The following is an 18,295-nucleotide window of genomic DNA, read 5'->3' on the forward strand; positions in this document are numbered from 1 at the left end:
TTCCAGCGCTCCCACATTAAAGCCTTCTGGGTAGCTGTGTAATAGATTCGAGGTCGTTGTTTCATGAGCAACACTCCTTGCGCTTACGCAGTTAGTAGTGTGTTGCATCGACGGGTTGAAATCAAGGTCGGATTCCGTCTATCGCTCATTAACTTGGCAGCTGTCCGCTTATGAGTAAAGAGCGGACAACTGCCTGATAGCACTCTGGGCTAGCCCAACTTAGGCTGTATTTGCGACGATATGCGCCACAACATGATCAATTTGATCTGGTGTTGGGTTAATAAGAATGTATCGGTCCGGTAACAGTAGTTTTGAGCCAGAGACTTCCCAATTAAGAATTAAATGGTTCTCCATCAAAATAAGTAAGCGTTCGATAAACAACCGCGCAGCCTGTTCAACGCCTTTGGTATGGCTTTGGAGTATGTCTTTCGTGCCAAAGAAATACGCATCCTTCTGCCATTGGACGATATATGTCGCATAATTTCTAGACGTCATATTCTCGCCATCAATTCGGGGTTTAGCTTGTCTGTAATTCATCCCAAAAATCCCGAGTTGACCCATCGCTGAATTTTTCTCAAGATAATGAACCACCCAATCTGGATAACCTTCGGAATTCAATTTATTGGCAGTATTGATTTGCGCTAAATAATTAATAGCTTTTGCAAACGATAAGTAGCTAGAGCCTTTACCATTTTTAGAGTCAGAAAAATGCTCACTCATTGGCACTGGAAGCATCCTGCGTAATTGCCAAGATCCGTCGGTAGTAAGTCGGCTCAAGCCCAGGAAGGTTTCATGTGGAAGGGAGAGTTGCGATAGGGCGGCTGAAGCGCTTTCCCCCTTAAGCACCATCAGATCATGAATTTTCTGTAAGTTATCAGGGCTAATTTGAAAGCTAGCTGATGCCACCCCAATTAGCTCAGCAGACTGGTTTTGGCTCTTTTCACTCATGGGTGAATATTCAGTACATAAGCGCGCCATAAGAGCAGTAAAGAGACTTTCGTTAGCAATATCCACCTTGGTTAGATATAGGATGGGGGTTAACTGCGCTAATACATCTTGAATAAATTGCTTGAGTGATTTTGATCCGCCGCTAGTATTGCTAACCTCTAGCGCAACTAATGTATCGCCAAACTGTTGAGTCTTGAATAAATCGATCTTTCGTTGGCGACGAACTAGGTAACTCGGTCTTGCAGATGCAAATCCATTGCCCGCTTCAAATTCTGAATCAGGACGGAATGTGAACACTTCAATCCATATTGATCGATCACCCAATTGCACAACAAAATCACAGCTAAGCGTTTGTCTTGCATTATTAAGTCGCTTATCAAATGGGTAGATTACTGGGCAGGCAAAGCTAGCACCCTCAGGCAATAGTTCGGTAAGTAGGTTGGCGACAATGAGCTCGTATTTTGAGCGGCAAGCATGACCACCAGAGCTAATCGAATAGGCAGTCATAGGAAATAGCTGCAGAATTTGCTTCTTCCAACCTTGGACTGTGATCCATTCATTAAGTTTGCTGGGTAATTTAGAAATGCTATCGATATGGTGCTCCTCAATGTATTGGCAAACTTCTAAATAGGTCATGCCATGAAAAATAGTTGGCTTACCATCAGCAATTCCAGATTCAATATAAATCTGCTTTCTGACACTTACAATTTCACGCGCCGTTGCGTTCGGCATATGCTTGCGTACAAACTCTTTCATGCGTGGGTGGAAAGAGGGGTATTCCTTATTGATGTATCCAACGCTAGGTGAGAGTTGGGCGTTCTCATTCTTGTACTGAGAAACTTTAGAAATTAATTCACTGATAATCAGTTCACGAAATTTAATTGATGTCAGGTTAGACATATTGTTGCTGGAGCGAGGTAAGAATGTTGCCATGATGTTTTTACTTTCTAAAATTACTGCATAAAAAAACGAAGAGTTAATGCTTAAGTAAGTCTTGAAAATTAACCTGTGGTGTCCTCCGATCTGGCGCTAGCAATTTTTATTAAGGCCGCTTTAGTCTCTGGATCTTTGAGGTTTTGAGAGAGTGACTGGGTCAAAATCATTGAGTCCAACCTTGCCTTTGCTTTTGCAATGAGGCTTCGAAGGTCATTCAGTGCTTTAGTCTGTATTGCCAGCGATGATTGAAGTGGTCCAAGACGCTGACTCGCTGTTCTGATCGATGCCTCAAGGGACGCCCATTCCTTGCGTTTTACAGATTCAAAATTAGAGAGAAGGTTCTCTTTTTCCTCTAATTGCTTATCGACCGAAGCCGTTTGGGCGTAAAGATCGGCCTGATTCATTGCCAGCACCGAGATCGCCTCATCATGCACGGCACGAACTTGCTTTTCACGGCTCTTATAAAAGGCGTCTACATTGTTAAATATCGCGTGGGCAGGTCCCAAGACAAAGACGAGGAGAAGCCAGACTACCGAGAGAGTTGATAGCGCAAGACAAGTGATTACAAATATCTTTAAGCCCAGGATTGAGCCAGCGATGGTTCTATCGCCACTCGTAAAGCCAGCACGTTTTGCAGCAAGACCTGTTGCCACGACTGAATTGGGGCAGATTGATAGATATGCCTCGCACGCTTCAAGCTTGGCAACCTCAAGCTGCATAGCAACTCGGTAGACTCGGTCGCGCTCCAGTTGAAGGGTTAACGTAGAGTTTTTAAAGCGGTCTTCGGTTTGAGCGGTACCATCATTCACACCTTGCTCGTATGGTGTGAGGGGTTTTGGTTGTGGTGGCCGCTGATCGCATCCAGTCAGTGAAAGCATGGTTGCCATGAGTAAGGAAATTGAAATTACAGCTTTGATTTGTATACGCATATAAATTTTTCCTGAAGGTGTTTAGGAATAGGGAATGACTCAGTTTTAAGAGTCCAGCGGCCTTGATTATTTTTGAACCAGAGTGGAACTGAGCCCGAGTTCATCGCCACGGTATATCTATCGCAAATGGATTGACGGTCTGTCAGCAATAAAAATCGATCAACTTTCTTATCGATCAAGGCAACGGAAACGTTGTAAATAAATTGGTTGAGCATTCTTGAGAAGCGAGGCGAGAGCTCTATTTCCAGACCGGTCTTAGAGTTATCATGATGTAACCAAAGGCAATCAACTATTTTTTCATTGGCCTTATGCGGCTCAGTATTTAGATATTCAGGAACAAAATCTAATATATTTCCATCGGTTAGATTGTCATATGTGATGGATTGACTAATAAAATCATGACGTAATTTGTCTTGCCTAATCTTATTAGGGTCAACTAATCTATAGTTAACAGTCTCATCAAGACCATATTGCCGTAAAAAATCTAAGCCTTGTTTCGTCAGACTAATGATGTAGCGAGCTGTTCCATGAACATATCCACCACTCGCCGTTTTTGTCTTTTTTAGCAAGCCTTTATCGACTAGTTTTTGACAGACGCCTAGACGGGTCGCGCCTGAAACTTTGTCTATCAAAGCTGGTGTGCTAACACCCCAACGCAATACCCAATAGCACACGGTAAATGCTCTCTTGCGGCTGTATTCCAGTGTAGTTAGTCCATTCAATGCTTTGGCACGGCTAGCTAATAAAGCCAATTGACGGTCGCTGGAGACCTTAGTTTTATCTGCCATAGTCAGACTCCGCAGCAGATTGAGTCGACGCTGCCACTTGGTAAGTCCTTAAGTCATCGAAATCAATTTGGGTGTGCTGACACCAGCTGTCGATAGCTGATGAATAGACATTCTTTAGGGTATTCGGTAGCCATAAAGGCCGGGTTTGGTGTGGATCTAATTGCATGAGGCGCTCCAAGGTTTTATGTAAGAGTCTTCCAAAAGCAGATGCTTCGGAAATCACCCACCGATACTGTCTAGTGGATGTACTTCATAAAAATCCGGGAGGCCGGGTATTACTGCATATCTCTTATTAATGGCTTGGTGACTGTAAATTTAAAAATTAGCCACATACTTACTTAACGGCTATTTTTCCGAAAACTTTAATTTATTTTTCATTTATTTTTAATAAGAGATATTTGAGCTAATGTTTTCTGCCCACTTACTTTTAGTGAGTGATCAAAAGCAGGGGAGCCAAAAAGTGTGGCCACGGCCTAGTGGCTCACGACAGGAAAAATCACCCAAGTGATTTAGCAGTCCCAACTGCGATTTTCTGTTTTGGGGGCGCAGCCCGCCGCGCGAGCAAAGCTGCGCAAAGATAAGAACAGAGTCGGAGAATCACCCTAAGGTGAGATGACTGACGTACTCGCGTGAGGGGATACCCAAAAGCGAGGCTGATTCTTGTCTTTGCGCGGCTTTTCCGTGCGGCCTGCAAGCTGGCTTTTTAAGCGCGCAACATAGTGAAGTTAAATTGGGTGAGCGTCCAGCGTGAAGGGTAATTAAACTCCTTGGGAGCGCGTCCAGCGGGGCACAGCCCTTAATTTACCGACCAATTGCCTTTAATGCCTCTCTTTATTGAGTGCAAATTCGATAGCATGTTTTTCATGAAGCAATAGCATTTTTGCTCGCACGTCCAAATGCTACGCATATGCCAGGAAAAGATAGATATCTATGTCGTGATTATCGTAATAATCACGACATGAGTAGTGCATTATTGGTGTTTTAGTCTAATCCAATAAGGCGCAACATGAACAACTTAACAAATCAGTTGCTCGCTGGCATCTTAGCCGCGATTCTCATATGCGCAGTTTTGCTAGGCATCCTAGCTTACACAATCAATGACTCAATTGCGCATGCGTCTGCCGGACTTTCATATTCATTAGGGAATATATCTGATACTCTTTCATACCATTTAAAGAATCTTGCAAAATGAACGATCTACTAATCACTTGTTGCTAAGAACGGGGATATTGTCGTTGCAGCAGTGAGCAGGGATTTCACGATCTACCGTTTCCTAACTGGTTTTTTAAATGCGTCATCAATAGACCAGCCTCTCTTTAGTCTAGCGTAAACAGTCTTTTCCGGTATTCCGTAATGCCTCGCTGCATCAGCTTTAGTGCTGTATCGAACGCCTTCTACTGTAACGGCCATATTTTCAAGGCTTTGAGAATTGGTGTTCTGCGTTAACCCAATGGCATCCTCAATACTCCAGCCATAGGTCTTCATTCGCTGTTGTACATTTTTGTAGTTAGCGCCAAATACTTCACAAACGTCTTTTAGAGATCTGTACCATTCCCCGCGTAAGAGTACTGGAGACCCCCAAGACCCTCCGCGAGCCCCACCATCATTTAAGTTATAGCCGTTTGGAGCAAGAGAATTGTATTTAGCGATATAAAAACTCTCACGCTCACCTAAAAATCTGACGGATGACTTTTCGATTACATCAATAGTGAAGGCTTCAGTGCCGAACTCACGAAATGCGGCGAGTAATCCATCGCCATGCTGATTTCCCGTGTGAATGCCCATCCTATGCTGCTTCCATCGAGTTTTAAGATCGCCATCTGTCAATCCTACGTAACATTTCCCGTTCACGGTATTGTTTATCTTATAAATTATCCCAATGCGATCTTCACCGGCAGCATTAGTAAACTTTGATTTTGGGTTATCCTCAAGCCCAACAGCCTGTTCAGGTGTTAAGCCCATATCTGTAAGTCGAGTAAAAAGCCTCTCTCTAGAGAGATTAAACGCTCTGCCTAAGGCGGCTATACTTTTATATTCTATTCCGGCACAAATTATGGTGGCCCATCTTTTGGGGATGGGGGGCGGCTCAAAACCAAAAATTTGGTTAAACGACCAGCCCAATCTTTTTCTATTTTCAGCCACTTTTTTAGAAAGTTTAAAGTGTCGAAAAGCATCACTAAGTGTTGCAAAAGCAATTCCGTCGACAGTAAATTCCTTATCCTTGGATTTTAAAAGCGCATTACTCTGCGAGACTTCAAAGGCCTCATCCAATGAGTGGCCGCCCCTGAGTCGAGACTGAATTCGCGGGTAGGGTATTTGATAAAAAGCGGATGCCTCTTTAAGAGTTTTGTATTCCACTCCATCAACAACCCAAATTCTTCTATTAACCTTTTTTGTAAGCGCATCCTCTAAGCACATGCCGCTTTGTAACCTGAATTGAAGCGTGCCAGTTTCCATTCCATAGGCCTCGGCAGCCTCTCTCTGGCTTTTATATGCCACACCAAAAGCGGTATAACTGATCCCGATAGCCATTTAAAACCTCTTTGTAGTTAATTCATGATAACGACTGGCGTGTAATTGAAGCGCGCAGAGTGACGTAAATCAACTGCTCCAGAGCAAAGAGAAAGGCGGTATAAATTCGGCCTAGGGGTCGCGATGATGGCGCCCAAGGCGCAGCAAATCAAATGCTCCATGGCAAAGAAGAGCTAAGCCTAAGCCAAATTATTGCCACCTCATCTAGGCCAAAATAGTTAAGCCACGCCTTGAGAGCATGAATTTAGCCCCCTTATCCCGTAGTTAGTGTGAAAGGAGGGGTTGTGACGGCTTGTTAATCTCTTACTTTTGGCTTACTTAAGCCTGGAAAAGCAAAAAGGCTTCTGAGTCAATTGACCTAGAAGCCTTCTACTGTTTGGTTGCGGGGGCAGGATTTGAACCTACGACCTTCGGGTTATGAGCCCGACGAGCTGCCAGACTGCTCCACCCCGCGTCTGAAGCTGAAATTCTACCATTTTTAGGGGTCTCTGTCGAGGTATACCTTCAAATGGAGCTGAAATAAGCGGTTTTTTGGGGCAAATAAGACTCCTGAGTCAGGCTGCATAAGGAGTAACATATTGCCGTGCAACATCACCTTAAGGTTTTGAGATGTCGATTAGCAATCCAGAATTTTCAAGTTCCACGCTTTTAAATCCCGTAGAGGTTCATGGGCCTGAGGGCGAGCATAAAAAAAGCCTCGGCGTAATGATGCTTGCGGCAATTGGGGTGGTCTTTGGCGACATTGGAACAAGTCCTTTGTATGCTCTGAAGGAGTGCTTTGATTTTGAGCACGGCATTCCCTATTCTCCAGAGGCGCTCTTTGGTGTGATCTCTATGATGATCTGGGCGTTGATTTTGGTGGTGACGGTCAAATACGTCCTATTTGTGATGCGCGCAGACAATAAAGGCGAGGGTGGCGTTCTTTCATTAATGGCCTTAGCCCTTCGCTCATTCGACAATAAATCCAAGAGCTATTTCTTTTTTATGATCATCGGCATGTTGGGTGCTTGCATGCTATTGGGCGAGTCTGTGATTACGCCGGCCATTTCTGTATTGTCAGCAGTTGAAGGTATCGAAATTGCTGCCCCCGCTCTACATAAATTTATTATTCCAATTTCACTGATTATTCTGGTTGCTTTATTTCTAATTCAGAAATACGGCACAGCTACGGTTGGAAAGTTATTTGGCCCAATTACGCTGGTATGGTTTTTAACGCTTGCCGTCCTTGGCGCTATTAATATTGGCGATGCCCCACAAATTATTGCTGCCTTTAATCCGATGTATGCGGTGAACTTTATTGTTGCGCATCCAACAACGGCTTACATTGTGATGGGTGCTGTGGTCTTGGTAGTTACCGGTGTGGAGGCTCTCTACTTAGATATGGGGCACTTTGGTAAGTCACCCATTCGCTATGCATGGCTTTTTATTGTGCTTCCAAGTTTGCTGATTAATTATTTGGGTCAGGGCGCTTTACTTCTTTCAAATCCAGAGGCTATCAAGAACCCCTTTTATTTGATGGTGCCTGATTGGGCGCTATGGCCAATAGTAGGTCTAGCCACAGCTGCGACGGTGATTGCCTCTCAAGCGGTAATCTCAGGTGCATATTCTTTGGTTAGCCAAGCAATCCTGCTCGGTTTTATGCCGCGCATGAATATTCTCCACACCTCAGATTCTGAGCAGGGTCAAATTTATATCCCACTTGTGAACTGGGCACTCCTATTTATGGTGGTCGCGACTGTGGTGGCATTTAAGGGTTCAATGAACTTAGCTGCTGCATATGGAATATCGGTGACATCCACCATGCTGATTACTACGATTTTATTGGCTGTAGTGATGTTGCGTGAATGGAAAATGAATGTGTTGCTAGTCGCTTTTATTACTCTTTCATTCTTGTTTATTGACTTCGCTTTTTGGACTGCCAATTTAATCAAGATCAAAGACGGTGGCTGGTATCCATTAGCGCTTGGATTGCTCTGCTTTACTTGTTTGATTACTTGGTTTCGTGGCCGTCAAATTTTGCGTCAACGTGCGATGGAAGAGGGTATTCAGCTCAGCAGTTTTATTGATTCTCTTTTGAAGCATCCACCGCATCGCGTTGAGGGCACTGCAGTTTTCTTAACTGCTCATGTTGATTACTTGCCAGTTTCCTTCTTGCATAACCTCAAACACAACCATGTACTTCATGAAAGAGTATTTTTCCTGAAGGTCAGTATCTGGGACGTGCCCTATGTAAATGATTCTGAGCGCATCACTATGAAAGATTTGGGCGGAAATATCCATGTGGTTCGGGCGGTATATGGCTTTAAAGAAACTCCAGATATGGGCTCAATCATTGATTTGATTGAGAAGACCTTCGGCATGAAGTTTGATTTGATGAATACTTCATTCTTCTTATCTCGCGATACCATCGTGCCATCTGCAATACCAGGCATGGCTATCTGGCGTGAACGCCTGTTCTGCTGGATGTATCAGAACGCAGGCCGCCAATCTGACTTCTTTAGGATTCCCGCCAATCGTTTGGTTGAGCTTGGCGCAAAGGTAGAGATTTGAGAAAGCCGATCACCTTTCGTTCACTGCTTTCATTAGGGGCATTCCTGCTGATTTGCTCCTTCAGCAGTCTAGTTCTGGCTACACCTGCCGAAGAAGCGCAGCTAGAGCAGCTGGATAAGATTGAGAGTGAACTGGAGTTGCAGCGAGATTGGGCTAAATATCGCTGGGATAAAAAGAACTCTGAGTGCTATCAAAAGTACTGGGTAAATAGCTGCCTCAAAGACTCTCGTGCTGAGTACCGCAAAGAGATTGATCCGATTCGTGTGCAAGAAGTGGAGTTGCATGAAGTACAGCGCAAGTTGCGCGCAAGTATTAAGAATCAGCGCGATGCAGCGAAGATTGCTGAACGTGCCTCTGCTGAAAAAGCGGCTGAGCGCGCAGCCAACCAAAAAGATTTCGAAGAGAAGCAAAAGGCAGCGGCTTCCCGTGCAGCAGATGTGGAGCAACGTCGTAAAGATGCACCTAAGCGCGCTCAAGAAAATAAAGCGGGCACGCAGCTCGATTAACTGATTTTTACTGCTGCACTCACTAATTACTAGGTAATACTTTGGCCAAGATTAAAACAATCTATATCTGTCAGTCATGCGGTGGGACCTCTGCTAAGTGGCAAGGGCAGTGTCCTTCATGCCAGGCATGGAATACGCTAGAAGAGGGCTTACCTGAGGTGACTTCAAATACCCGCTTTCAGGGTTTAGCGCAGTCATTGCCACGTCAAAAACTTTCCGCAATTTCAGCTGAAGATCTTCCGCGTTTTAGTACTGGTGTGGAAGAGTTTGATCGTGTACTGGGTGGTGGCTTAGTGCCCGGTGGCGTCGTTCTTTTAGGCGGCGACCCTGGTATTGGTAAATCTACGCTATTGCTGCAGGCCCTGGCAGAGATGAGTGCTGCAGGCATGAATGTTCTCTACAGTAGTGGCGAAGAATCTGCTGCGCAAATTGCGCTAAGAGCAAAACGGATTTCATTAGATGCCCCTCAATTAGAGGTGCTAGCTGAAATTCAATTGGAAAAACTGTTATCCATCATGGATACAGTGAAACCGCAGGTCTTGGTGGTCGACTCTATTCAGACTTTGTATTCGGAAGTGCTGAGTTCTGCTCCAGGCTCAGTGGCGCAAGTACGAGAGTGTGCTGCGCAATTAACTAGAGCTGCTAAATCCAGCGGTATCTGTGTCTTGATGGTGGGGCATGTCACTAAAGATGGTCACTTGGCTGGCCCTCGTGTCCTCGAGCATATTGTCGATACCGTTCTCTATTTTGAGGGTGACACTCACTCTTCATTTAGATTGGTGCGCTCGATTAAAAACCGTTTTGGCGCAGTCAATGAGCTCGGTGTATTTGCCATGACTGAAAAAGGTTTGCGTGGAGTTGCCAATCCTTCGGCTATTTTCTTATCGCAACATGCTGAGATGGTGCCTGGTGCCTGCGTTTTGGTTACGCAAGAGGGCAGTCGCCCACTCTTGGTGGAGATTCAGGCGCTCGTAGATACTGCTCATATCCCCAATCCTCGCCGCTTGGCGGTTGGTTTGGAGCAGGCGCGTTTGGCTATGCTCTTAGCGGTATTACATCGTCATGCTGGTGTAGCGTGCTTTGATCAGGACGTCTTCTTGAATGCAGTAGGTGGTGTGAAGATCTCGGAGCCGGCTGCTGACTTAGCTGTCTTGTTGGCAATTCAATCATCGATTCGTAATAAGGCCCTGCCAAAAGAATTAATTGTGTTTGGAGAGGTTGGTTTGGCTGGAGAGATTCGTCCATGCCCACGTGGCCAGGAGCGCTTGAAAGAAGCAGCTAAGCTCGGTTTCACAGTGGCAATTATTCCGAAGGCCAATATGCCGAAGACGAAGATTCCGGGATTGAGAGTAATTCCAGTAGAGCGAATTGATCAGGCCATCTCTGCGGCAGCAGAGCTAAGTTAAGGTAGCAATAGATCTAGCGCAAGTCTTCCGCTTGAATCAGTAGCACTTGCTCGTCACCCGCAGATACTTCCATCCAAATAACTGGGATCTGCGGAAACGCTTTTTTAAAGTGCTCATACTCATTACCAATCTCAATCAGAATGGCGCCACGCTCAGATAGGTATTCAGGAGCACTAGCAATAATCTTACGAATGAGATCCATGCCATCATCGCCACCTGCCAATGCAAGAGCAGGCTCCGCATGATATTCAGCGGGCAGGGCATTCATGGAATTGGCGTTGACGTAAGGCGGGTTGCAAATGATGAGGTCAAAGAGATTATCTTCATGCGGTTCTGGAAGCGCATCCCAAAGATCACCCTCAAAAAGCTCCACTTGAGAAGTGAGGCCATGACGATCGAGATTGCGAGATGCCACTGCTAATGCGGGCAAGCTGATGTCGCAAGCGCTGACATGGATATCTGGGCAAGCCATCGCTAACAAAATTGCTAGAGAGCCATTGCCTGTGCATAGATCGAGTGCTTTGCCATCTGCCGGTAACCAAGGCTCGAGTGAGCCATCAACGATTAACTCGGCAATCCAGGAGCGGGGCACAATACTTTGCTCGCTGGAGAAAAATGGCACACCCATTAGCCAAGCTTCACCCAAAATATAGGCCAAAGGCTTGCGTGAAGAGATGCGGATTTCTGTCACCTCAAGTGCCTTAGCAATTTGCTCGGCACTCATTACTTGCTCTAGGTGATCCAACGCATCAGTAGGGCTGAAGTCCAACTGCTTGCTGACAATCCATAGAGCTTCACTCTGGGCATCAATGGCGCCATGACCATAATGTAAATCTGCTGCTTCTAGTCGTTGTGCAATTTGATCAATACATTGATCAAGCGTCAGAGATTGCTGGGGCGCAGGGTCCATGAATTTTTATGAGAAGTATTTAGCTAAATATTCTTAAGCAACAAGTTGCTCGAGAGTCTTGCGGAAGATATTTTTGAGTGGCACGACATCATCCACAATCACGCACTCATCAATTTTGTGACTAGTTGCATTGAGTGGGCCGAACTCGACCACTTCTTTGCAGATCTTGGCAATGAAGCGACCATCACTTGTACCGCCAGTAGTGGAGAGCTCTGTATCGATTTTGGTTTCAGCTTTAATAGCTTTGCGTAAAGCACCAGCAAGGGCGCCATCACCGGTAATGAATGGGCTCCCGCCTAACACCCAATCAATTTCAAAGTCGAGGCCTGCTGCAGTAAGAATACCTTCTAGACGACTGCGCAACTCTTCTGGCTTGCTCTCGGTAGAGAAGCGGAAGTTGAAATCAATTGCCAATTCACCAGGGATAACATTATTCGCACCAGTTCCCGCATGAATATTGGAAATTTGAAAGCTGGTAGGTTGGAAATACTGATTACCTTTATCCCACTCAGTTTCTACTAGCGCTTGAATTGCTGGTGCAGAAATATGAATTGGATTTTTACCTAGGTGAGGATAGGCGATATGCGCCTGAATACCTTTGACCCTAAGCTTGCCTGAGAGTGAGCCACGACGACCATTCTTAATCATGTCGCCCAATTGGTCGACTGAGGTTGGCTCGCCAATGACGCAGTAATCTAAACGCTGCCCCTGTTTTTGCAAGCGCTCACACATGATGACCGTGCCATCATTAGCTGGACCTTCTTCATCGCTCGTAATCAAAAAGGCAATGGAGCCTTTGTGATTTGGATGGGTGATTACGAATTCTTCTGTAGCAACAACGAATGCCGCAAGAGAGGTTTTCATATCCGCAGCGCCACGGCCATAGAGCATGCCATCACGAATGGTTGGGGTAAATGGATCATTAGTCCATTTTTCGAGCGGGCCAGTAGGAACCACATCAGTGTGACCGGCAAACATCAAGACTTCGCCTTGATCACCACTGACACCCTTTTTGATTGCCCAAAGATTGGTTACCTGAAAACTCTCAGGGCCGCTGACAACGCTCTCAGTATGAAAGCCTATAGCTTGAAGGCGTTTAGCAATGAGCTCCTGACAGCCCCCGTCCGCAGGGGTTACCGAGCGGCAGGAGATGAGGGCTTCAGTTAGCTCAAGGGTGGCGCTCATAGATTTAGCTTAATCGCGCAAGAGTTCGTTGATCGCAGTCTTAGCTCTAGTCTGAGCATCAACCTTTTTCACGATGATCGCAGCGTATAGGCTGTACTTGCCGCAAGCAGAGGGGAGTGAGCCTGGAACCACAACAGAACCTGCTGGCACACGACCGTAATGGATCTCACCAGTTTCACGGTCGTAGATCTTGGTGCTTTGACCAATGTATACGCCCATAGAGAGAACAGCATTTTCTTCAATAACTACGCCTTCAACGACCTCAGAACGCGCGCCAATAAAGCAGTTATCTTCAATAATCACTGGGCCAGCTTGAATTGGCTCTAAAACACCGCCAATACCAACGCCACCAGATAGGTGGACGTTTTTACCAATTTGAGCGCATGAGCCTACGGTTGCCCAGGTATCCACCATGGTGCCTTCGCCTACATAAGCACCAATATTGACGTAAGAAGGCATTAAAACGGCATTTTTGCCAATAAATGAGCCACGGCGAGCCATTGCAGGGGGAACTACACGGAAACCGCCATTGGCGAAGTCTTCGGCGGTGTAGTGCTCAAACTTGCTTGGTACCTTGTCGTAGAACTGGGTATAGCCGCCGGCACCCATTGGTTTGTTGTCCTCCAGGCGGAAAGAGAGCAAAACAGCCTTCTTTACCCACTGGTTTACTTCCCATTTGCCGACGCTACGGCGCTCAGCTACACGAATACTGCCTGTATTCAGGCCTTCGAGTACGGCGTTCACAGCGTTGCGGATTTCCCCAGAAACGGCCTCAGGAGACAGGTTTGCGCGGTTTTCCCAGGCTTGTTCGATGATGCTTTGTGGTGATTGGCTCATGCTTTTCAGTTAACTATCAGATTGTTAAGGGGTTTTGCCCCTGGAAGTAGATTAATCATTATATCGGTGGGGCAAAAACCCGTGTGAGGAGCCCTAAGCTTGCTATCATCTTCCCACTTTAGTAATAATTTTTACCCCCTTATTTGAACCCCTTTTTTCCCTGCAAAGTACGCCGTGCAACTGAAATCCATCAAACTTTCCGGCTTTAAGTCCTTCGTCGATCCAACTCACTTTGAAATGCCAGGTCAATTGATCGGTGTTGTGGGTCCTAACGGTTGCGGAAAGTCGAACATTATTGACGCTGTACGCTGGGTTTTGGGTGAGTCTCGCGCTAGTGAATTGCGTGGCGAATCAATGCAGGACGTGATCTTTAATGGCTCTGGTTTGCGTAAACCATCTGGTCGTGCCAGTGTGGAACTCATTTTTGACAATTCAGAAGGGCGCGCTCAAGGTCAGTGGAGTGCTTTTACAGAACTAGGTATCAAACGCGTTTTGACGCGCGATGGCAATTCTAGTTACTACGTTAATAACCAAGTGGTGCGTCGTAAAGATATTCAAGATATTTTCTTGGGTACTGGTATGGGTCCAAGAGGCTACGCGATCATCGGGCAGGGCACCATCAACCGTATCTTGGAAGCAAAGCCAGAAGAGCTACGTGTTTTCTTGGAAGAGGCTGCAGGTGTTTCCAAATACAAAGAGCGTCGTAAAGAAACTGCTTCCCGCCTTGAAGATACAAAAGAAAACTTAGTACGCGTAGAAGATATTTTGCGTGAGCTCGATCAACAGCTCACTCGCTTAGAGAAGCAGGCAACTGTAGCTGAGCGCCATGCCGAGCTCTCTACTGAGATGAAATCGCAACAACAGTTACTCTGGTTCGTGCGTCAGACTGAGGCTGGTAAAGAGCAAGAGCGTCATGCCAACGGCATTCGTGACACGCAAGTGAGCTTGGAAGAGCAGACAGCAAAAATGCGTCATGCTGAAACTGAGCTTGAGACTATGCGTACCGAACAGTACGCTTTGCAAGATAAAGTTTCTCAAGCCCAAGGCGATTTGTATCAAACTAACGCTGATGTAAGTCAAGTAGAGTCACAGATTCGTTATGTGCAAGAAGCACGTCAGCGCCTGCAACAGCAATCTCAAGATTTACAAGCCCAATTACAACGTTGGACTGTTCAAGAAACTGATGCTGCGCAAGCACAGCGTACTGCCGAGCAAGAACTCAGCTTAGCTGCAGAAAAAGAACAAACACTCATTGCTGATTTATCTGGTTTGCAAGAGCAAATGCCAGCTCGCGAAGAAGCTTATCAAGTTCACGCACGCGAACTCAACGATGCCCGTGAGAACTTGGCCACGATTGATCAGCGCCTAGCAAGTTTGGGTGAGCGCGTTAAAGCTATCACTACCCAAATTGAAGAACTCAAAGGGCGCGATACCCGTCTCGAGGCTGAGCTGGCTGGTATGCGTAGACCTGATGCAGAAGCATTGCAAATGGCAATTGATCGTCATGCAATGGCGCAACGCAAAGTGGATGAGGCAAGACAAAAAGCTGGTGAGGCGCAACAACGTGTGCCGGCTGCCGATGAAGCTCGCAACACTGCACAACAACAGATTCAGTCGGCTAACCAAGAGCTGGCTCAAACCGAAGCAAAGCTGACTGCACTGACTGCATTGCAAGCTAGCGTTCAAGCCCAAGGCAAGATCGGCCCATGGCTTGAGAGCAAAGGCTTAAAAGAGAGCAAGCGTTTGTGGCAAGAGCTCAAAGTCGAGAGTGGTTGGGAAGCTGCTTTGGAGTCCGTATTGCGCGAGCGCTTAGCCGCCGTTACAGCCAAGAGCGTTCAAGAAACTTTAGCTTTAGCAAATGACGCTCCTCCGAGTCGTCTAGCGATTTTGTTAACAGAAGATATATCTCCTGCGCACACTACTGTGCCAGCGGATTTCATTCCGCTATTAACTCGTGTTCAGAGCGCGGGTGCACCTCGTGTTGCTGCTGTATTGCAAGAGTGGCTAGACAATATCTATATCGCCAATAGCTTGGAAGATGCATTGCATCGTCGCGAGAAGTTACCTGCTGGCGGTGCTTTTGTTACTCAACAAGGCCATTTAGTGAGTCGTGTGGGCGTGCAGTTGTACGCGGCCGACTCTGAGCAAGCCGGTATGTTGGCACGTGCTCAAGAGATGGAAGGTCTCGAGAAGCAATTACGTGCACAGAAACTCATTCAAAGTGAACTGCAAGGTGAGTTGGATCAATGTGCCGCTAACTATCAGGCCGCCCACCAAGCTGCTGAGCAAACTCGTATCGCTGCTGAGCAAGCCGTACAAGAAGTGCACGGCTTTGAAGTGGAAAGAATGCAATTAACTCAAGCTGAAGAAAAGTACAGCCAACGCGCTGAACAAATTCAGGGGGAGTTAAGTGAATTGCGCCAGCAAATGGAGCAATTGATTCAAACTCAAGAGCAATCGGCTGAAGAGCTTGCGCAGTCAGAAGAGTCTAAGCAAGGCTTGCAAGAAAATCTTGCTATTGCTCAAGAAAAACTCGAGCTAGCAACCCAAGAGCGCGATCGTTTGCGTGAATCTTTACGCTCATCCGAGATGTCTGCTCAAGAAGCGGCTTTTGCAACCCGTTCTTTACAGCAACGCATTGCTGACTTGCAACGTGATCAAAGTACTGCACGCGTGCAGATTATGGAGATCCAAGATAAGCAGGCTACTTCCGAGCAAGAACTTGAAACTCTCAGCGATGAAGAGGCTCAAGATAAATTGCAGGGACTCTTGTTGGCTCGCAGTGCTCGTGAAGCCGCATTGGCTAATGCCCGTACCGAACAAGATGCTTTATTGCATCAATTGCGCGAGGCGGATGAAGTGCGCTTACAGATTGAACGCAGTCTTCAGCCGATGCGTGACAAGGTGGTTGATTTGCAGTTACGTGAACAGGCTGCCCGTTTGAACTTTGAACAGTTTGCAACCTTACTCTCAGATGCTGAGGCTGACTTAACTGCATTAGAGGCAAGCTTTAGTCCTGACCTTAAAGTAGGCGCATTGCAAACCGAAGTCAATCGCCTCAACTCAGAGATTCAGTCTTTGGGTCCAGTGAATATGGCTGCCCTGGACGAACTCTCTAGTTCGCGTGAGCGCAAGCAGTTCTTGGATGCGCAATCCGCCGACTTGAATGAAGCGATGCAGACTTTGACGGATGCGATTGCCAAGATTGATGCGGAAACTCGTGATCTCTTGCAAGGTACCTTTGATCAGGTCAATACCCACTTCGGAAAACTGTTCCCAGAGCTTTTCGGTGGTGGTCATGCTGAGTTGGTGATGACTGGTGAAGAGATTTTGGATGCTGGCGTTCAAGTGATGGCTCAGCCTCCAGGCAAGAAAAACAGTTCGATCTACTTACTCTCTGGTGGAGAAAAGGCTCTGACCGCGATTGCCCTGGTCTTCTCCTTGTTCCTCCTCAATCCTGCTCCATTCTGCTTACTCGATGAGGTGGATGCGCCGTTGGATGATGCGAACACCTTGCGTTATGCGCAGATGGTTGCCAAAATGTCTAATAAGACTCAATTTGTATTCATCTCACATAACAAGATCACTATGGAAATTGCTCATCAGTTGATTGGTGTCACCATGCAGGAGCAGGGTGTCTCTCGTATTGTGGCTGTGGATATTTCTTCTGCGGTATCTATGGTGGAGGCGGCTTAAGTGGATCTAGAGCAATTCATGACAATGTTAGGTTTGTCTGACTTGCAGTTCGCTTTGGCTGTTATTGGCCTTCTGATTCTCATTTCAGTGGCCATTTTGAATCTTAAATACGCTCGTGCTCGCCGTAAGGCAAAAGCTGCCGGCGAATACTCTGCTGATGATCGTTTTACAAAGGAACCTTCTTTTGGCCCAGGCTTTGCTGAAGCTGAAGATCGGGCCGAACCTTCTTTTGGCGAAATAAATCTCCCAGCAGTTTCCGCTCCTGAAAGTTTTTCAATTGATCCTCGGATCGATTGCGTTATTACCCTGCGTTTTGATGAGGGCATCAGCGGCAAAGAAATCTTAGAAGAAATCAATACTTGGAATGAGGTGCCTGCAACTTCAACGGCGCGCTGGATGTGCGAAGGTTTAAACGCGGATGTTGATGCTGCTGAAGATTGGGAGGCTTTACGCCCAGAAGCGTCTTATTCTGAGTTGCAGTTGGCAATTCAGTTAGCTAGCCGCCGTGGCCCGATTGGTGTTTTGGAGTTATCTGATTTTTGTTCTCGCGCTCAAGCACTTGCAGAAACTCTGGGTTCTCAAATTGATATGCCAAGCGTGAGTGCAATGCTTGATAGTGCTAAAGAGCTCGATTCTATGGCCGCAGAGAGTGATATTCAGTTAAGTATTAATGTGCTTTTCGATGAGGCAACGCCTGGCGCTAACTTTGATGCCTTGATGCGCAAACGGGGTTTTAGACTTTCTCGTAATGGCCGTGCCTATGAGTTCTATAGTAACGGCGCACTCATCTTTACCAGTGCGGAAATCGATCCCAATGCGCCTGTTAAACAAGTCACTTTATTGCTTGAAGTGCCCTTGGTCTCTCATGAAGAGCGCGCTTTCGAGCGCATGCTGGGCGAAGGTATCGAGATCGCCCAAGCTGCCCACGGTCGCTTGGTCGATGACAACGGCATCAATCTGACTGAAGCTGCTGTGATTAGCATTCGCCAGCATCTTGATGTCCTATACGCCAATCTCGAGAAGAGCGGCGTTTCAGCTGGCTCTTCTACTGCTAGCAGACTCTTTAGCTAAG

Annotated in this window: 14 protein-coding genes and 1 tRNA gene; 5 read left to right on the forward strand and 10 right to left on the reverse strand. The window is 46.4% G+C overall.

The genetic code is table 11. From position 1 onward, the window contains the following. Positions 1 to 219: 219 nt before the first annotated feature. The 7 genes from ICN30_RS10040 to ICN30_RS10070 all read right to left on the reverse strand — a co-directional run bounded on the left by ICN30_RS10040 (position 220) and on the right by ICN30_RS10070 (position 6,587). A complete protein-coding gene (locus ICN30_RS10040) occupies positions 220 to 1,881 on the reverse strand; it encodes a hypothetical protein (RefSeq protein ID WP_216275363.1) in 1,662 nt (553 codons plus the stop codon). Positions 1,882 to 1,949: 68 nt separating this feature from the next. Next, on the reverse strand, positions 1,950 to 2,813 hold the full coding sequence (locus ICN30_RS10045; protein WP_216275365.1) for a hypothetical protein: 864 nt from the start codon (positions 2,811 to 2,813) through the stop codon (positions 1,950 to 1,952). Then, positions 2,789 to 3,601 (reverse strand): hypothetical protein, encoded by an 813-nt coding sequence (locus ICN30_RS10050; RefSeq protein ID WP_216275367.1) that lies wholly within the window; start codon positions 3,599 to 3,601, stop codon positions 2,789 to 2,791. Before ICN30_RS10050 ends, ICN30_RS10045 begins: the two co-directional genes overlap by 25 nt. Then, complete coding sequence (locus ICN30_RS10055) at positions 3,591 to 3,767, reverse strand: hypothetical protein (RefSeq protein ID WP_216275369.1); 177 nt, start codon at positions 3,765 to 3,767, stop codon at positions 3,591 to 3,593. Before ICN30_RS10055 ends, ICN30_RS10050 begins: the two co-directional genes overlap by 11 nt. Before the next feature lie 1,097 nt (positions 3,768 to 4,864). Further along, the gene (locus ICN30_RS10060) at positions 4,865 to 6,133 is read right to left on the reverse strand and encodes a GIY-YIG nuclease family protein (protein ID WP_216275371.1); all 1,269 of its coding nucleotides are present in this window, start codon (positions 6,131 to 6,133) and stop codon (positions 4,865 to 4,867) included. Between the two features lie 17 nt (positions 6,134 to 6,150). Further along, positions 6,151 to 6,294, reverse strand: coding sequence for a hypothetical protein (locus ICN30_RS10065; protein ID WP_216275373.1), 144 nt, complete (start codon positions 6,292 to 6,294; stop codon positions 6,151 to 6,153). Between the two features lie 216 nt (positions 6,295 to 6,510). Further along, positions 6,511 to 6,587: transfer RNA gene (locus ICN30_RS10070), tRNA-Met, on the reverse strand. A gap of 251 nt (positions 6,588 to 6,838) precedes the next feature. On the opposite strand from ICN30_RS10070, the gene ICN30_RS10075 reads away from it, so the two are divergent. From ICN30_RS10075 to radA, 3 genes are read left to right on the forward strand one after another with little or no spacing between them, the layout of a single operon-like run. Further along, the gene (locus ICN30_RS10075) at positions 6,839 to 8,683 is read left to right on the forward strand and encodes a potassium transporter Kup (RefSeq protein ID WP_255533214.1); all 1,845 of its coding nucleotides are present in this window, start codon (positions 6,839 to 6,841) and stop codon (positions 8,681 to 8,683) included. Beyond that, entirely contained in the window at positions 8,680 to 9,189 is a 510-nt protein-coding gene (locus ICN30_RS10080) for a hypothetical protein (protein ID WP_216275376.1), read from the forward strand. Before ICN30_RS10075 ends, ICN30_RS10080 begins: the two co-directional genes overlap by 4 nt. A gap of 41 nt (positions 9,190 to 9,230) precedes the next feature. Next, positions 9,231 to 10,595: a DNA repair protein RadA gene (radA, locus tag ICN30_RS10085; protein ID WP_216275377.1), complete on the forward strand. Its 1,365-nt coding sequence runs from the start codon at positions 9,231 to 9,233 to the stop codon at positions 10,593 to 10,595. A gap of 13 nt (positions 10,596 to 10,608) precedes the next feature. Here radA and prmB read toward each other — a convergent pair whose 3' ends face one another. Genes prmB through dapD form a run of 3 tightly spaced genes read right to left on the reverse strand, consistent with a single transcriptional unit; the run spans position 10,609 to position 13,527 of the window. Beyond that, positions 10,609 to 11,505, reverse strand: a complete 897-nt coding sequence (gene prmB, locus ICN30_RS10090; RefSeq protein ID WP_216275379.1) for a 50S ribosomal protein L3 N(5)-glutamine methyltransferase — start codon at positions 11,503 to 11,505, stop codon at positions 10,609 to 10,611. Between the two features lie 33 nt (positions 11,506 to 11,538). Then, a complete protein-coding gene (gene dapE / locus ICN30_RS10095) occupies positions 11,539 to 12,690 on the reverse strand; it encodes a succinyl-diaminopimelate desuccinylase (protein ID WP_216275381.1) in 1,152 nt (383 codons plus the stop codon). Positions 12,691 to 12,699: 9 nt separating this feature from the next. Further along, on the reverse strand, positions 12,700 to 13,527 hold the full coding sequence (dapD, locus tag ICN30_RS10100; protein WP_215333495.1) for a 2,3,4,5-tetrahydropyridine-2,6-dicarboxylate N-succinyltransferase: 828 nt from the start codon (positions 13,525 to 13,527) through the stop codon (positions 12,700 to 12,702). Positions 13,528 to 13,701: 174 nt separating this feature from the next. Between dapD and smc the strand changes: the two genes are divergently transcribed. Continuing rightward, on the forward strand, positions 13,702 to 17,223 hold the full coding sequence (gene smc / locus ICN30_RS10105) for a chromosome segregation protein SMC (RefSeq protein WP_216275382.1): 3,522 nt from the start codon (positions 13,702 to 13,704) through the stop codon (positions 17,221 to 17,223). Beyond that, positions 17,224 to 18,294 (forward strand): cell division protein ZipA C-terminal FtsZ-binding domain-containing protein, encoded by a 1,071-nt coding sequence (locus tag ICN30_RS10110; protein ID WP_370626642.1) that lies wholly within the window; start codon positions 17,224 to 17,226, stop codon positions 18,292 to 18,294. Position 18,295: the final 1 nt, after the last annotated feature.

This window comes from Polynucleobacter sp. 31A-FELB (genome assembly GCF_018882405.1).
In the GTDB taxonomy this organism is placed as follows: domain Bacteria; phylum Pseudomonadota; class Gammaproteobacteria; order Burkholderiales; family Burkholderiaceae; genus Polynucleobacter.

Coding starts and splice junctions, on each gene's coding strand:
- ICN30_RS10040 (WP_216275363.1), bottom strand. CDS start 1,881: ATGGCAACATTCTTACCTCGCTCCAGCAACAATATGTCTAACCTGACA.
- ICN30_RS10045 (WP_216275365.1), bottom strand. CDS start 2,813: ATGCGTATACAAATCAAAGCTGTAATTTCAATTTCCTTACTCATGGCA.
- ICN30_RS10050 (WP_216275367.1), bottom strand. CDS start 3,601: ATGGCAGATAAAACTAAGGTCTCCAGCGACCGTCAATTGGCTTTATTA.
- ICN30_RS10055 (WP_216275369.1), bottom strand. CDS start 3,767: ATGCAATTAGATCCACACCAAACCCGGCCTTTATGGCTACCGAATACC.
- ICN30_RS10060 (WP_216275371.1), bottom strand. CDS start 6,133: ATGGCTATCGGGATCAGTTATACCGCTTTTGGTGTGGCATATAAAAGC.
- ICN30_RS10065 (WP_216275373.1), bottom strand. CDS start 6,294: ATGGAGCATTTGATTTGCTGCGCCTTGGGCGCCATCATCGCGACCCCT.
- ICN30_RS10075 (WP_255533214.1), top strand. CDS start 6,839: ATGATGCTTGCGGCAATTGGGGTGGTCTTTGGCGACATTGGAACAAGT.
- prmB (WP_216275379.1), bottom strand. CDS start 11,505: ATGGACCCTGCGCCCCAGCAATCTCTGACGCTTGATCAATGTATTGAT.
- dapE (WP_216275381.1), bottom strand. CDS start 12,690: ATGAGCGCCACCCTTGAGCTAACTGAAGCCCTCATCTCCTGCCGCTCG.
- dapD (WP_215333495.1), bottom strand. CDS start 13,527: ATGAGCCAATCACCACAAAGCATCATCGAACAAGCCTGGGAAAACCGC.